Origin of the sequence: Streptomyces sp. N50 (assembly GCF_033335955.1) — a bacterium.
GTDB lineage: Bacteria > Actinomycetota > Actinomycetes > Streptomycetales > Streptomycetaceae > Streptomyces.
Window position 1 is genome coordinate 4,571,609 of the sequence record NZ_CP137549.1, and the last position, 14,136, is coordinate 4,585,744.

The window sequence follows — 14,136 nt, forward strand, 5'->3', positions numbered from 1 at the left end:
GTCGGGACAAGGGGGTCCGCCGCATCTGTGGAAAACCCTGTGCGGGAGGATCGCGCACATGACAGCACTCGACCTCAGCAGCCCCGTGGCCGTCGTCGGCACCGGCACCATGGGCCAGGGCATCGCCCAGGTCGCGCTGACCGCGGGCCACGTCGTACGGCTGTACGACGCCGTCCCGGGGCGGGCCCGGGACGCGGCCGCCGGGATCGTCGCCCGGCTCGACCGGCTGGTCGAGAAGGACCGGCTCACCGCCGCCGACCGGGACGCCGCACGCGCCCGTCTGCTGCCCGCCGAGGCCCTCACCGACCTCGCGGACTGCACCCTGGTCGTCGAGGCCGTCCTGGAGCGGCTGGACGTCAAGCAGCAGCTGATGCGCGACCTGGAGGACATCGTCGGCGAGGACTGTCTGCTCGCCACCAACACCTCGTCCCTGTCGGTGACGGCCATCGGCGCCGCCCTGCGCAACCCCGGCCGCTGCGTGGGCCTGCACTTCTTCAACCCGGCGCCGCTGCTGCCCCTCGTCGAGGTCGTCTCCGGGTTCGCCACCGACGTCACGTCGGCCACGCGCGCGTACGAGATGTCGCGCGCCTGGGGCAAGACCCCTGTGGCCTGCGCGGACACCCCCGGGTTCATCGTCAACCGCATCGCCCGGCCCTTCTACGCCGAGGCCTTCGCGGTCTACGAGGCGCAGGCCGCCGACCCGGCCACCATCGACGCCGTCCTGCGCGAGTCCGGCGGTTTCAGGATGGGCGCCTTCGAGCTGACCGACCTCATCGGGCAGGACGTCAACGAGTCCGTCACCCACTCCGTGTGGCAGGCCTTCTTCCAGGACGTGCGTTTCACGCCCTCCCTCGCGCAGCGCCGCCTGGTCGAGTCCGGCCGCCTCGGCCGCAAGACCGGGCAGGGCTGGTACGACCACGGGGACGGCGCCGAGCTGCCCGAGCCGCACACCGCGGAACCGGCCCAGGCGCCCGCGTACGTCGTCGTGGAGGGCGACCTGGGCCCCGCCGCCGACCTGGTCGCGCTGATCCGCGAGGCGGGCATCGTCGTCCGCGAGGAGGAAGAGGACCACGGCACCCGCATGGTGCTGCCGGGCGGCGGTCAGCTGGCGCTCGCCGACGGGCAGACCTCCGTGGAGTTCCGCGACGTCGTCTACTTCGACCTCGCCCTCGACTACCGCAGGGCCGGCCGCATCGCCCTGTCCGCCTCCCAGGACACCGCGTCGGGGACCCTCTCCGAGGCGATCGGCCTCTTCCAGGCGCTCGGCAAGAACGTCAGCGTCGTAGGGGACGCCCCCGGGATGATCGTCGCCCGAACGGTGGCCCGGATCGTCGACCTGGCGCACGACGCCGTCGCGAAGGGCGTCGCCACCGAGGAGGACATCGACACCGCGATGCGCCTGGGTGTCAACTACCCTCTGGGTCCGTTCGAATGGAGCCGCAGGCTCGGCCGCAGCTGGGCCTACGACCTCCTGGACGACCTGCACCTGCGTGATCCGTCGGGACGGTACGCGCCGTCCCTGGCGCTCTACCGCCACGCGTACGCCACCGAGAAGCGGGAGGGCACCCCATGACGACCGCCAAGCGCGACACCTACACCCCGGAGACCCTGCTCAACGTCGCCGTCCAGGTCTTCATCGAACGCGGCTACGACGGCACCTCCATGGAGCATCTCGCCAAGGCGGCCGGTATCTCCAAGTCGTCGATCTACCACCACGTCACCGGCAAGGAGGAGCTGCTCCGCCGCGCGGTCAGCCGCGCCCTGGACGGCCTCTTCGGGATCCTCGACGAGGAGCACGCACGCGTGGGGCGTGCCGTGGAACGGCTGGAGTACGTCGTACGGCGGATGGTCGAGGTACTGACCTCCGAGCTGCCGTATGTGACGCTGCTGCTGCGGGTGCGCGGCAACACCGACACCGAGCGGTGGGCCCTGGAGCGGCGGCGGGACTTCGACCACCGGGTGGCCGACCTGCTGAAGGCCGCGGCGGCCGACGGCGATCTCCGCGGTGACGTGGAGGTACGGCTCGCGACCCGGCTCGTCTTCGGGATGATCAACTCCATCGTGGAGTGGTACCGGCCCGACGCGCGGGGCATGGGTGAGCGCGAAGTGACCGACGCGGTGGCCCAGTTGGTCTTCTCCGGGCTGCGCAACCCGGCCTAGCGGGTCAACCCGGCCCAGCAGGTCAAGCCGGCCCAGCAGGTCAGCTCTGGGGCTCCAGGTCCTCCTCCTCGAAGACCAGCAGCGTGCGCGAGCTGAGCACTTCGGGGATCGCCTGGAGCCGGGTGAGGACGAGTTCGCGCAGGGCCCGGTTGTCCGGCGTGTGCACCAGCAGCAGGACGTCGAAGTCGCCGCCCACCAGCGCGATGTGCGAGGCCCCGGGGAGCAGTCTCAGCTGCTCGCGGACCGTGCGCCAGGAGTTCTGCACGATCTTCAGGGTGATGTACGCCGACGTGCCCTGACCCGCGCGTTCGTGGTCGACCCGGGCGCCGAAGCCGCGGATGACGCCGTCCTCGATGAGCCGGTTGATCCGCGCGTAGGCGTTGGCGCGGGAGACGTGCACCCGTTCGGCGACCGACCTTATCGACGCGCGGCCGTCCGCCTGGAGCATCTGCAGGATGTCCTGATCAATGGCGTCGAGCGGGCGCGGGGGCGGCAGGGCGTTGCCCGCCTCCGGGCCTTCGGCCATTTGTTCAGGTGCCATGTCCCCCCGCCTCCCTACCATGGACGTACTGCGTTCATTTCAGGTTGTGGAGAACCGTTTGTCCACAGCCTGGAGGTGCCTGTAGCCAAAATGTGCCGACGACCGAACAATCGGTAGGGAGGCGCGGCACGTCCGACGCGCCTCTTCGAGCCACTCCGACGAGGAGGTGCCGTCATGACGGTCATGGAGCAGCGGGGCGCGTACCGGCCCACACCGCCGCCCGCCTGGCAGCCGCGCACGGACCCCGCGCCGCTGCTGCCCGACGCCGCGCCGTACCGCGTGCTCGGCACCGAGGCGGCCGCGCAGGCCGACCCCGCGCTGCTGCGCCGGCTCTACGCCGAGCTGGTGCGCGGCCGCCGGTACAACGCGCAGGCCACCGCCCTCACCAAGCAGGGCCGGCTCGCCGTGTACCCCTCCACCACCGGCCAGGAGGCCTGCGAGGTCGCCGCCGCGCTGGTCCTCCAGGAGCAGGACTGGCTCTTCCCCAGCTACCGCGACACGCTCGCCGCCGTCGCCCGCGGCCTCGACCCCGTGCAGGCCCTCACCCTGCTGCGCGGCGACTGGCACACCGGCTACGACCCGCGCGAGCACCGCATCGCCCCCCTGAGCACCCCGCTCGCCACCCAGCTCCCGCACGCCGTCGGCCTCGCCCACGCGGCCCGCCTCAAGGGCGACGACGTGGTGGCGCTCGCCCTGGTCGGCGACGGCGGCACCAGCGAGGGCGACTTCCACGAGGCGCTGAACTTCGCCGCCGTCTGGCAGGCCCCGGTCGTCTTCCTGGTCCAGAACAACGGCTTCGCGATCTCCGTCCCCCTCGCCAAGCAGACCGCGGCCCCCTCCCTGGCCCACAAGGCCGTCGGCTACGGCATGCCCGGCCGCCTGGTCGACGGCAACGACGCGGCCGCCGTGCACGAGGTCCTCGCCGACGCCGTACGGCACGCGCGCGAGGGCGGCGGTCCCACGCTCGTCGAGGCCATCACGTACCGCATCGAGGCCCACACCAACGCCGACGACGCGACCCGGTACCGCGGCGACGCCGAGGTCGAGGCCTGGCGTGCGCACGACCCGATCGCCCTCCTGGAGCACGAACTCACCGAGCGCGGGCTCATCGACGAGGCCGGCATCAAGGCCGCGCGCGACGCCGCCGAGACCATGGCGGCCGAGCTGCGCGCGCACATGAACCAGGACCCGGTGCTCGACCCCATGGACCTGTTCGCCGACGTGTACGCCGAGCCCACCCCCCAACTCCGCGAGCAGCGCGAACAGTTGGCGGCGGAGCTGGCGGCCGAGCGCGAGGGGACGCACTGATGACCACCGTCGCCCTCAAACCCGCCACCATGGCGCAGGCCCTCACGCGCGCGTTGCGCGACGCCATGGCGGAAGACCCCACCGTGCACGTCATGGGCGAGGACGTCGGCACCCTCGGCGGCGTCTTCCGGGTCACCGACGGCCTCGCCAAGGAGTTCGGCGAGGACCGCTGCACGGACACCCCCCTCGCCGAGGCGGGCATCCTCGGCACGGCCGTCGGCATGGCGATGTACGGCCTGCGCCCGGTCGTGGAGATGCAGTTCGACGCGTTCGCCTACCCGGCGTTCGAGCAGCTGATCAGCCACGTCTCCCGCATGCGCAACCGCACCCGCGGCGCCATGCCCCTCCCGATCACCATCCGCGTCCCCTACGGGGGAGGCATCGGCGGCGTCGAGCACCACAGCGACTCCTCCGAGGCGTACTACATGGCCACCCCCGGCCTGCACGTCGTCACCCCCGCGACGGTCGCCGACGCCTACGGCCTGCTGCGCGCCTCCATCGCCTCCGACGACCCGGTCGTCTTCCTGGAGCCCAAGCGCCTCTACTGGTCGAAGGACACCTGGAACCCCGACGAGCCGTCACCCGTTGAACCGATAGGCCGCGCCGTGGTCCGCCGCCCGGGCCGCAGCGCGACGCTCATCACCTACGGCCCGTCCCTGCCCGTCTGCCTCGAATCCGCCGAGGCGGCCCGGGCCGAGGGCTGGGACCTCGAAGTCGTCGATCTGCGCTCCCTGGTGCCGTTCGACGACGAGACGGTCTGCGCGTCCGTACGGCGGACCGGACGCGCCCTCGTCGTGCACGAGTCGGGCGGCTACGGCGGCCCGGGCGGCGAGATCGCGGCCCGAGTCACCGAGCGCTGCTTCCACCACCTGGAGGCGCCGGTGCTGCGCGTCGCCGGATTCGACATCCCGTATCCGCCGCCGATGCTGGAGCGGCACCATCTGCCCGGCGTCGACCGGATCCTGGACGCCGTGGGCCGGCTCCAGTGGGAGGCGGACAACTGATGGCACAGGTACTGGAGTTCAAGCTCCCCGACCTCGGCGAGGGCCTCACCGAGGCGGAGATCGTGCGCTGGCTGGTCGAGGTCGGCGACGTCGTCGCCATCGACCAGCCGGTCGTCGAGGTCGAGACGGCCAAGGCGATGGTCGAGGTGCCGTGTCCCTACGGCGGTGTCGTCACGGCCCGCTTCGGCGAGGAGGGCACGGAACTGCCCGTCGGTTCCCCGCTGTTGACGGTCGCGGTGGGGGCACCGGCGTCCGATGTCACCGCTGACACCGAGACCGAGGGCTCGGGGAACGTGCTGGTCGGCTACGGCACGGGCGCGCCTCCGGCGCGGCGGCGGCGAGTGCGCCGGATGGCGGCGGACGTCGTGACGTCGGTGGCGGACGCCCCGGCCCCAGCCTCCGCTCCTGCCTCCGCCGCCGGGACCGGCGGCCGCGACGACGGTCCCGTCCCCGTGATCTCCCCCCTCGTGCGGCGCCTCGCGCGCGAGAACGGCCTGGAACTACGGGAGTTGACCGGTTCCGGACGCGACGGCCTGATCCTCCGGGCGGACGTCGAGCAGGCGCTCCGCGCGGCGGCGGCCCAGGAGGCGACCGCCCAGGAAGCGACCCTCCTGCCCCCGGCCACACTCCCCGACCCGTCGGTCCAACCCACGCTCCCCGACCCGAAGCCGACCCCCACCCTCCCCACCGACGGAATCACCCGCACCCCCCTCCGCGGCATCCGGGGCGCCGTCGCCGACAAGCTCTCCCGCAGCCGCCGGGAGATCCCCGACGCGACCTGCTGGGTGGACGCCGACGCGACGGAGCTGATGCGTGCCCGCGCGGCCATGAACGCCGCCGGTGGCCCCAAGATCTCCGTGCTCGCCCTCCTCGCCAGGATCTGCACGGCCGCGCTGGCCCGGTTCCCCGAGCTCAACTCCAGCGTGGACATGGAGGCGCGGGAGATCGTCCGCTTCGACCGGGTCCACCTCGGCTTCGCCGCGCAGACCGAGCGCGGGCTGGTCGTGCCCGTCGTACGGGACGCGCAGGCGCGGGACGCGGAGGCGCTGAGCGCGGAGTTCGGGCGGCTGACGGAGGCGGCCCGGACCGGAACGCTGACGCCCGCGGACCTCACCGGCGGAACCTTCACGCTCAACAACTACGGGGTGTTCGGCGTCGACGGTTCCACGCCGATCATCAACCACCCCGAGGCGGCCATGCTCGGCGTCGGCCGGATCGTCCCCAAACCCTGGGTGCACGAGGGCGAGTTGGCGGTCCGGCAGGTCGTCCAGCTCTCGCTCACCTTCGACCACCGGGTGTGCGACGGCGGCACGGCGGGCGGTTTCCTCCGGTATGTGGCGGACTGCGTGGAACAGCCGGCGGTACTGCTGCGCAACCTGTGATCACGGCGGCGCGGGCGAGTTCCCTGTGATCAGGGCGGGACGCATACTCGGGGGGTGACCGCGCACGAGCCCCCCGACGCCGCTCACGACGCCTCCTACGACGCCGTCGTGCTCGCCGGTGGTGCCGCCCGACGGCTCGGGGGTGCCGACAAGCCCGGGTTGCGGGTGGGCGGCCGGGCCCTGCTCGACCGGGTGCTCGCCGCCTGCGCGGACGCCGGGACCACGGTCGTCGTGGCCGACCCGAGGCCCACCGCCCGCCCCGTGCGCTGGGCACGTGAGGATCCGCCCGGCGCGGGCCCGGTCGCCGCGCTCGACGCCGGTCTGCGGCACACCACCGCCGATGTCGTCGTGGCCCTCTCCGCCGACCTGCCGTTCCTCGAAGTGGCCACCGTACGGCGGCTGTTGACCGTCCTGCGGAGCAGCGGCGCCGAAGGGGCGCTGCTCACAGACGCGGACGGGCGTGACCAGCCGCTCGTGGCCGCGTACCGCACGTCTGCGCTCCGCCGCGAACTGGCCGCACTCACCGCAGAGCACGGCGGCCTCACCGGACTGCCCCTGCGCCGGCTGACCGCCGCACTCGATCTCACCCGCGTCCCCGACCCCGTCGCGTCCTTCGACTGCGACACCTGGGACGACCTCGCCACCGCCAGGGCACGCATCAGGGAGCATGGGCACGTGTTGGATGAATGGATTTCCGCAGTCAAGGACGAACTGGGCATCGACCTGGACGTCGACACCGGCATCCTGCTCGACCTCGCCCGCGACGCAGCCCACGGGGTGGCCAGGCCCGCCGCACCGCTGACCACCTTCCTGGTCGGTTACGCGGCGGCGCAGGGCAAGGGCGGCCCCGAAGCCGTCGCCGAGGCCGCCCGCAAGGCCGCCGCGCTCGCGCTGCGCTGGGCCGACGAGGACACCCCGGAAGCCCCGTCCGACGCCAAGGCCGATGCCCCACAGGCCGCCCCGGATGCGGACACCGCCGGATGACCGCGCGCGGAATTCACGCAGGTGAGCACGCCCCTGACGCCGAGGACCTCGACGTCGAGGAGGTACTCGCCCTCGTGAACGAAGGCAGCACCGGCTCCGGCGACCCCGCCGTGCCCCCACCCTCGACCTCCCCCGCGCACCCACCACAGGCCTCCCCGCGCAAGCCCGACACCGACCAGCACAAGGCCACCCCCTGGCCCGAGGCCCGCGCGATCGCCGGCCGCGCCGCACGCACCGGTTCCCGCCGAGCCCCCGTCTCCGTGCCCCTCGACTCCGCCCTCGGTCTCGTCCTGGCCGCGCCGCTCGTCGCCCTGAGCGACCTGCCGTCGTTCGACACCTCGGCGATGGACGGCTGGGCGGTCGCGGGCCCCGGCCCCTGGGCCGTACGCGAGGACGGGGTGCTCGCCGGGCACGCGCAGTCCGAGCCGCTCAGCGACGGCGAGGCCGTACGGATCGCGACCGGTGCCCGGGTCCCCGCGGACGCCACCGGCGTCATCCGCAGCGAGCACGGCCGCACCGACGACAAGGGCCGGCTGCACGCGGCCCGGGACGTCGGGCACGGCCAGGACATCCGACCGCGTGGCCAGGAGTGCCGCAGCGGCGACCATCTGCTGCCAGGCGGCACGCTGGTGACCCCGGCGGTGCTCGGCCTCGCCGCGGCCGCCGGCTACGACACGGTCACCGTCGTACCCCGCCCCCGGGTCGAAGTCCTCATCCTGGGCGATGAGTTGCTCACCGAGGGGCTGCCCCGGGACGGGCTCATCCGGGACGCGCTCGGGCCGATGCTGCCGTCCTGGCTGCGCGCGCTCGGCGCCGAGGTCATCGCGGTCCGTCGGCTCCGCGACGACGCGAAGGCGCTGCACAAGGCCATCTCGGGCAGCTCCGCCGACCTCATCGTCACCACCGGCGGCACCGCCTCCGGCCCGGTCGACCACGTCCACCCCACCCTGCGCGGCATGGGCGCCGAACTCCTCGTGGACGGCGTGAAGGTACGCCCAGGCCACCCCATGCTGCTGGCCCGCATCAAGGACGACCAGCACCTCGTCGGCCTGCCCGGCAACCCCCTCGCGGCGATCTCCGGCCTGCTCACCCTCGCCGAACCGCTGCTGCGGACCCTGTCGGCACACCCCGCCCCGGAGCCGTACGCGCTGCCCCTCCAGGACGCGGTGCACGGGCATCCGTACGACACCCGGCTCATCCCCGCCGTGCTGCGCGGCGACTCTGCCGTGCCGTTGCACTACAACGGCCCGGCGATGCTGCGCGGGATCGCGGCCGCCGACGCGCTCGCGGTCGTACCGCCGGGTGGTGCGCGGCAGGGGCAGCAGGCGGAGTTGATCGATCTGCCCTGGGCGGTCGCCGGGATCGGGGTGTGTTTCACGTGAAACAGTCGGGCCATGATGCGATCGCCCGCCAGGCGGACGAACATCTCGTGACCCATCGGGTGGAACTCCCGAAGAAAGTGGTCGAGCACCCCTTCCAGCAGGTCGCGAAACGGCTGTCCATCGCGCTGTTCCTGCTCGTCGCGACCGCGTTGATCGTCTACGTCGACCACGAGGGCTACAACGACAACTCGGACGGCTCGGTCGACCTCCTCGACGCCTTCTACTACGCCACGGTCACCCTCTCGACCACGGGCTACGGCGACATCACCCCGGTCAGCGACGGCGCCCGGCTCACCAACATCCTCGTCGTCACACCGCTGCGCGTGCTGTTCCTGATCGTCCTGGTCGGCACCACCCTCGAAGTCCTCACCGAACGCACGCGGGAGGAATGGCGTCTCAACCGCTGGAGGTCCACGTTGCGGGATCACACCGTCGTCATCGGCTTCGGGACGAAGGGGCGGTCCGCGATCCAGACCGTGTGCGCGACCGGCCTGAAGAAGGAACAGGTCGTCGTGGTCGACCCCAGCGGCAAGGCGATCGAGGCGGCGAGCAGCCAGGGATACGTCGGCGTCGTCGGGGATGCCACCCGCAGCGAGGTCCTCAAGCGCGCCGAGGTGCACAAGGCGCGGCAGATCATCATCGCGACCCAGCGCGACGACACGGCTGTGCTGGTGACCCTCACGGCCCGGCAGCTCAACCGGAGCGCGAAGATCGTGGCCGCGGTCCGCGAGGAGGAGAACGCGCCGCTGCTCAAGCAGTCCGGCGCCGACGCCGTCATCACCAGCGCCAGCGCGGCCGGCCGTCTGCTCGGCCTCTCCGTGCTCAGCCCCGCCGCCGGCATGGTCATGGAGGACCTCATCCAGCAGGGCAGCGGCCTCGACATGACCGAACGCCCGGTCATAAAGGCCGAGGTCGGGAAGTCGCCGCGCGACACCGACGACCTGGTGGTGAGCGTCGTCCGCGGGCACCGCGTGCTCGGCTACGACGACCCGGCCATCGGGACGCTTCAGTTGACCGACCGGCTCATCACGATCGTGCGGGTGTCGCCGGGTTCGCAGGTCGCGCCGGACACCCGGCCCCTGCCGGAATGACATGCCGTCCACCGCTGCCGGAGTGACCCGCCTGCGGCCGCCGCCGCGGTGACCCGCCTTCGGCGGTCGGCCGGAGGACGAGGAGTAGCGTCGGCCTTATGCATGCGATCACGATTTCCGAACCTGGTGGGCCCGAGGCACTGGTGTGGGGCGAGGTCCCCGATCCGGTAGCCGGTGAGGGCGAGGTGGTGGTCGAGGTGGTGGCCAGTGCCGTCAACCGCGCCGACATCATGCAGCGCCAGGGCTTCTACGACCCGCCGCCCGGCGCGTCCTCCTACCCCGGCCTCGAATGCTCCGGCCGGATCGTCGAGATCGGCCCCGGGGTGTCCGGCTGGTCGGTCGGCGACGAGGTGTGCGCGCTGCTCGCGGGCGGCGGGTACGCCGAGAAGGTCGCCGTTCCTGCGGGGCAGTTGCTGCCCGTGCCCGCCGGTGTCGACCTGAAGCAGGCCGCCGCGCTGCCCGAGGTGGTCTGCACGGTCTGGTCGAACGTGTTCATGGTCGCCCACCTCCGCCCCGCCGAGACGCTCCTCGTGCACGGCGGTTCCAGCGGCATCGGCACCATGGCGATCCAGCTCGCCAAGGCCGTCGGCGCGAAGGTCGCCGTCACCGCAGGTACCAAGGAAAAGCTGGACTACTGCGCCGAGTTGGGCGCCGACATCCTCATCAACTACCGCGAGCAGGACTTCGTCGCCGAGCTCCAGGAGGCCACGGGCGGTGCGGGCGCCGACGTCATCCTCGACAACATGGGCGCCAAGTACCTGGACCGCAACGTCCAGGCCCTCGCCGTCAACGGGCGGCTCGCGATCATCGGCATGCAGGGCGGCATCAAGGCCGAGCTGAACATCGCCACGCTGCTCGGCAAGCGGGCCGCGATCAGCGCGACCTCGCTGCGGGCCCGCCCGCTCGGCGAGAAGGCGGCCATCGTCGCCGCCGTACGCGAGCATGTCTGGCCGCTGATCGAGGGCGGACACGTACGGCCGGTCGTCGACCGCGAGCTGCCGATGAGCGAGGCCGGGACCGCGCACCAGGTGCTGGAGGACAGCGGGCACATCGGCAAGGTGCTGCTCGTCGCGCCGTAGGCCCGGCCGCTCCTAGCTCCGGCGCACCCGGAGAGCGATGAAGGCCAGGCCCAGGCCGAGCCCGATGAGGATCAGGCCGCTGCCCAGCGGCAGGATCCGCAGCACGGGCTCGGCGGTGCCCTCGGCGTGGGTGACGGTCTGGTGCAGGGGCCGGAGCGGCGGCGAGGACGGCACGGGTGCCGCCTCCTGAGAGGACGCGGAGTCGACGGGGGCGGGACTCGCGGGGCCGGCCGAGGGGCTCCCCTCGTCGTCACCGTCCGCCGTCAGGCCGGCCGTGTCGTCTCCGTCTCCTCCGCCGCCTTCGTCCTCGTTCTCGTCCGCGGTCGGTTCCGCCGTACGGCCCGGCCGTTGCCGTCCTTCGCCCGCCCGGCTTCCGGCCCTGGAGGGCCCGGGGGAGGCATGGGCGGCGTCGGGACCGGAAGCAGGCCTCAAAGTGGACACGGAGGCGGGGTCGGAATCGGAAGCAGAGGGGGAGCCGGATGCCGGCGCCGTGACCGCGACGCGACCACCCCCGGCACCACCGCTCCCCGCCTCCACCCCGTACGGCAGAACAGCCCCGTACGCTGGAGCACCCCCGCACGGACTCACCACCGCACCCGTGCCCAGCACGAGCAGCAGTCCCGTTGTACGCAGCCATGGAGTCACGTCCGTGACCCCCTCCCGAGCCGAGGCGGCAAGATCGACGCACCCAGCGTCACACCGTGCGGACGCTCCGGCACTCCGGGTTCGGCCATGCGGAAACGGTGGATCACCTTTCGAGGGGGGCACCACGGTCGTGAGATGTACGAGTGCGAGAGAATGGCGGCATGGAGATGCCGAGGAACGAAAGGTCACCGGAGAAGCCTCAGATCCTGGTCGTGGGACAGGACGGGATGGCGCTCGGTGGCACCGGGGACGAGGACTCCCGCGAGATCCCGGTGACGGAGATGGTGGAGCAGCCGGCCAAGGTCATGCGGATCGGCAGCATGATCAAGCAGCTTCTCGAGGAGGTGCGTGCGGCTCCCCTCGACGAAGCCAGCCGGGCCCGGCTCAAGGAGATCCACCGCAGCTCCGTGAAGGAGCTGGAGGACGGTCTGGCGCCCGAGCTGGTGGAGGAGCTGGAGCGGCTGTCGCTGCCGTTCACGGACGACGTGACGCCGAGCGACGCGGAACTGCGCATCTCGCAGGCCCAGTTGGTGGGCTGGCTGGAAGGGCTCTTCCACGGGATCCAGACCACGCTGTTCGCCCAGCAGATGGCCGCGCGGGCGCAGCTGGAGCAGATGCGCCGGGCGCTGCCGCCGGGCGTCGGCGACGGCGCCGAGGAGGGCCAGCCGGGCGGCGGTCGTGTGGGCGGCCCGTACCTGTAGGAACCCCGACCCGCACACGAGAGCCCGCACCGACACGACAAAAAGGGCCCGGCAGCCGATGCTGCCGGGCCCTTCCACATGATCGGCGTCAGGACGGGTTGCCCGTCGACACGTTCAGCTGGATCTGGGGCATGCTCTTGGGGTCCACGTCCGTGCCGGCCGCCGGGAACTGCTCCATGACCGTGCCCTGCCCGTAGGTGTTCTCGTCCTCGGACCTGATCTTCACCTTCCAGCCCGCGGCCTGCAGGCAGGACTTGACCGAGCTGATGTACTTGAACTGGAAGTCCGGGACCTGGATCTTGCTGGGGTCGTTGTACGACTCCTCGGGCTCCGTGCACGCGGTCGTCGCTATCGTCTTCGACGTGTCGCCGTCGCGGTGCCCCTCGACCGCGGTGGCCGAGGTGCTCGCGCTCGCGCTGCCGCCGCTGCCCTTCGCGTCGTCCCCGCCGCCGTTGTTCATCGACAGGGCGGCGATCAGCGCGCCGACCGCGGCGACGGCGACGACCACCGAGCCGATGATCACCGGCTTGTTGCTCCTGCCGCCGCCTCCCCCGGAGGCCGGGGTCGGGTGCTGCGGGGTCAGGTTGTACGGCGGCGGGGTCGAGATGCCCTGCTGCCCGAACCCGACCGAGGGCTGCGGCTGGTAGCCCGCCTGCTGCGGATAGCCGTAGGAGGGGACAGGCGCGGGTGTGCCGCCGTAGGGACCCGGCTGGTACGGCGTGTGGACCGGGCCGGTGGGGGCCGGGGCCGCCTGGTCGACCGGCGGGAAGACCGCGGAGCCGACGCCCGCGCCGCTCTGCGCGGGCGCGCCCGGCACGATGCTCGGGGGTGCCGCGTGCAGCGAGGCGGCGACGCGCAGGCACTCGTCGCGCATGGACTCGGCGTTCGGGAAGCGCTCGTTCGGGTTCTTCTTCAGCGCGCGGGTGATCAGCGCGTCCACGGCCGGCGGCAGGGAACGGTTGATCGAGGAGGCCGCGACCGGCTCCTCCTGCACATGCGCGTACGCGATGGCCAGCGGTGAGTCCGCGTCGAACGGCAGCCGCCCGGTGACCAGTTGGAACAGCATGATGCCGACCGAGTACAGGTCGCTGCGCGCGTCCACGCCCCGGCCGAGCGCCTGCTCTGGCGAGAGGTACTGCGGGGTGCCGACGACCATGCCGGTCTGGGTCATCGAGGTGACACCGGACTGCATGGCGCGGGCGATGCCGAAGTCCATGACCTTGACGACATTGCGCTTGGTCATCATCACGTTGCCCGGCTTGATGTCCCGGTGGACCAGGCCCATCTCGTGGCTGATGTCGAGCGCGGCCAGCACGTCCGCGGTGATCTTCAGCGCCTTGTCGGCGGGCATCGCTCCCAACTGCCGTACGTCCTCGTCGAGTACGGAGCCGAGCGGGCGGCCCTCGACGTACTCCATGACGATGTACGGCATCGTCGTGCCGTCGAGGGCGTCCTCGCCGGTGTCGAAGACCGAGACGATGTTGGTGTGGGTGAGCTTGGCCACGGCCTGGGCCTCGCGGCGGAAGCGCTCGCGGAAGGCCTGTTCCCGGCCGAGTTCGGTGTGCAGTGTCTTGATCGCGACCTGGCGGTCGAGCACCGAGTCGTAGGCCAGGTGCACCGAGGCCATGCCGCCCTCGCCGAGCAGGTCGCGCAGTTGATAGCGGCCACCTGCGAGAGCCCGCCCCGCATACCGGTCCTGTGGGCCGTCCTGGCTCATGTTCCGTGTCCCCCATCGGCGCCGGCTCGGTGATCGAAAGTGCCATTCCCGGCCAAGTCTGCCGGAGGGCACTGACACGTCAAGCGCGGTGCCCGATCCGTGACCGTACGCGAAAGAAGAGTCGTGGAAGCGTTACAGGTGC

General features: G+C 72.2%; 13 protein-coding genes. 10 read left to right on the forward strand and 3 right to left on the reverse strand.

Features of this window, described 5'->3' with window-relative positions:
• Window positions 1-58 precede the first annotated feature (58 nt).
• Window positions 59-1,573: a 3-hydroxyacyl-CoA dehydrogenase gene (locus R2B38_RS20295; RefSeq protein ID WP_318017482.1), complete on the forward strand. Its 1,515-nt coding sequence runs from the start codon at window positions 59-61 to the stop codon at window positions 1,571-1,573.
• Window positions 1,570-2,160: a TetR/AcrR family transcriptional regulator gene (locus tag R2B38_RS20300; RefSeq protein ID WP_033285369.1), complete on the forward strand. Its 591-nt coding sequence runs from the start codon at window positions 1,570-1,572 to the stop codon at window positions 2,158-2,160. Before R2B38_RS20295 ends, R2B38_RS20300 begins: the two co-directional genes overlap by 4 nt.
• 40 nt (window positions 2,161-2,200) lie before the next feature.
• Here the strand turns inward: R2B38_RS20300 and R2B38_RS20305 are convergent, their stop codons facing one another.
• Window positions 2,201-2,701 (reverse strand): Lrp/AsnC family transcriptional regulator, encoded by a 501-nt coding sequence (locus tag R2B38_RS20305; protein WP_390167049.1) that lies wholly within the window; start codon window positions 2,699-2,701, stop codon window positions 2,201-2,203.
• 174 nt (window positions 2,702-2,875) lie between these two features.
• Between R2B38_RS20305 and pdhA the strand changes: the two genes are divergently transcribed.
• The 7 genes from pdhA to R2B38_RS20340 all read left to right on the forward strand — a co-directional run bounded on the left by pdhA (window position 2,876) and on the right by R2B38_RS20340 (window position 10,931).
• Window positions 2,876-4,009 carry a pyruvate dehydrogenase (acetyl-transferring) E1 component subunit alpha gene (gene pdhA / locus R2B38_RS20310; RefSeq protein ID WP_318017483.1) on the forward strand — a complete coding sequence of 378 codons (1,134 nt, stop codon included), beginning with the start codon at window positions 2,876-2,878 and terminating at the stop codon, window positions 4,007-4,009.
• Window positions 4,009-5,013, forward strand: a complete 1,005-nt coding sequence (locus tag R2B38_RS20315; RefSeq protein ID WP_318017484.1) for an alpha-ketoacid dehydrogenase subunit beta — start codon at window positions 4,009-4,011, stop codon at window positions 5,011-5,013. The genes pdhA and R2B38_RS20315 overlap by 1 nt, the downstream gene beginning before the upstream one ends.
• Window positions 5,013-6,395 carry a dihydrolipoamide acetyltransferase family protein gene (locus tag R2B38_RS20320; protein WP_318017485.1) on the forward strand — a complete coding sequence of 461 codons (1,383 nt, stop codon included), beginning with the start codon at window positions 5,013-5,015 and terminating at the stop codon, window positions 6,393-6,395. The genes R2B38_RS20315 and R2B38_RS20320 overlap by 1 nt, the downstream gene beginning before the upstream one ends.
• A gap of 54 nt (window positions 6,396-6,449) precedes the next feature.
• Window positions 6,450-7,379 (forward strand): NTP transferase domain-containing protein, encoded by a 930-nt coding sequence (locus R2B38_RS20325; protein ID WP_318017486.1) that lies wholly within the window; start codon window positions 6,450-6,452, stop codon window positions 7,377-7,379.
• Entirely contained in the window at window positions 7,376-8,761 is a 1,386-nt protein-coding gene (locus tag R2B38_RS20330; RefSeq protein WP_318017487.1) for a molybdopterin molybdotransferase MoeA, read from the forward strand. Before R2B38_RS20325 ends, R2B38_RS20330 begins: the two co-directional genes overlap by 4 nt.
• Window positions 8,758-9,852, forward strand: coding sequence for a potassium channel family protein (locus tag R2B38_RS20335; protein ID WP_318017488.1), 1,095 nt, complete (start codon window positions 8,758-8,760; stop codon window positions 9,850-9,852). The genes R2B38_RS20330 and R2B38_RS20335 overlap by 4 nt, the downstream gene beginning before the upstream one ends.
• Window positions 9,853-9,950: 98 nt before the next feature.
• Window positions 9,951-10,931, forward strand: a complete 981-nt coding sequence (locus R2B38_RS20340; protein WP_318017489.1) for an NAD(P)H-quinone oxidoreductase — start codon at window positions 9,951-9,953, stop codon at window positions 10,929-10,931.
• 12 nt (window positions 10,932-10,943) lie between these two features.
• Here the strand turns inward: R2B38_RS20340 and R2B38_RS20345 are convergent, their stop codons facing one another.
• Window positions 10,944-11,372 (reverse strand): hypothetical protein, encoded by a 429-nt coding sequence (locus R2B38_RS20345; protein ID WP_318017490.1) that lies wholly within the window; start codon window positions 11,370-11,372, stop codon window positions 10,944-10,946.
• A 365-nt stretch (window positions 11,373-11,737) separates the two neighbouring features.
• Here R2B38_RS20345 and R2B38_RS20350 point away from each other — a divergent pair, with 365 nt between their 5' ends.
• On the forward strand, window positions 11,738-12,277 hold the full coding sequence (locus tag R2B38_RS20350; protein WP_033285359.1) for a bacterial proteasome activator family protein: 540 nt from the start codon (window positions 11,738-11,740) through the stop codon (window positions 12,275-12,277).
• Window positions 12,278-12,365: 88 nt separating this feature from the next.
• Here the strand turns inward: R2B38_RS20350 and R2B38_RS20355 are convergent, their stop codons facing one another.
• The gene (locus tag R2B38_RS20355; protein WP_318017491.1) at window positions 12,366-13,994 is read right to left on the reverse strand and encodes a protein kinase domain-containing protein; all 1,629 of its coding nucleotides are present in this window, start codon (window positions 13,992-13,994) and stop codon (window positions 12,366-12,368) included.
• Between the last annotated feature and the right edge of the window lie 142 nt (window positions 13,995-14,136).

Coding starts and splice junctions, on each gene's coding strand:
- R2B38_RS20295 (WP_318017482.1), top strand. CDS start 59: ATGACAGCACTCGACCTCAGCAGCCCCGTGGCCGTCGTCGGCACCGGC.
- R2B38_RS20300 (WP_033285369.1), top strand. CDS start 1,570: ATGACGACCGCCAAGCGCGACACCTACACCCCGGAGACCCTGCTCAAC.
- R2B38_RS20305 (WP_390167049.1), bottom strand. CDS start 2,701: ATGGCACCTGAACAAATGGCCGAAGGCCCGGAGGCGGGCAACGCCCTG.
- pdhA (WP_318017483.1), top strand. CDS start 2,876: ATGACGGTCATGGAGCAGCGGGGCGCGTACCGGCCCACACCGCCGCCC.
- R2B38_RS20315 (WP_318017484.1), top strand. CDS start 4,009: ATGACCACCGTCGCCCTCAAACCCGCCACCATGGCGCAGGCCCTCACG.
- R2B38_RS20320 (WP_318017485.1), top strand. CDS start 5,013: ATGGCACAGGTACTGGAGTTCAAGCTCCCCGACCTCGGCGAGGGCCTC.
- R2B38_RS20330 (WP_318017487.1), top strand. CDS start 7,376: ATGACCGCGCGCGGAATTCACGCAGGTGAGCACGCCCCTGACGCCGAG.
- R2B38_RS20340 (WP_318017489.1), top strand. CDS start 9,951: ATGCATGCGATCACGATTTCCGAACCTGGTGGGCCCGAGGCACTGGTG.
- R2B38_RS20350 (WP_033285359.1), top strand. CDS start 11,738: ATGGAGATGCCGAGGAACGAAAGGTCACCGGAGAAGCCTCAGATCCTG.
- R2B38_RS20355 (WP_318017491.1), bottom strand. CDS start 13,994: ATGAGCCAGGACGGCCCACAGGACCGGTATGCGGGGCGGGCTCTCGCA.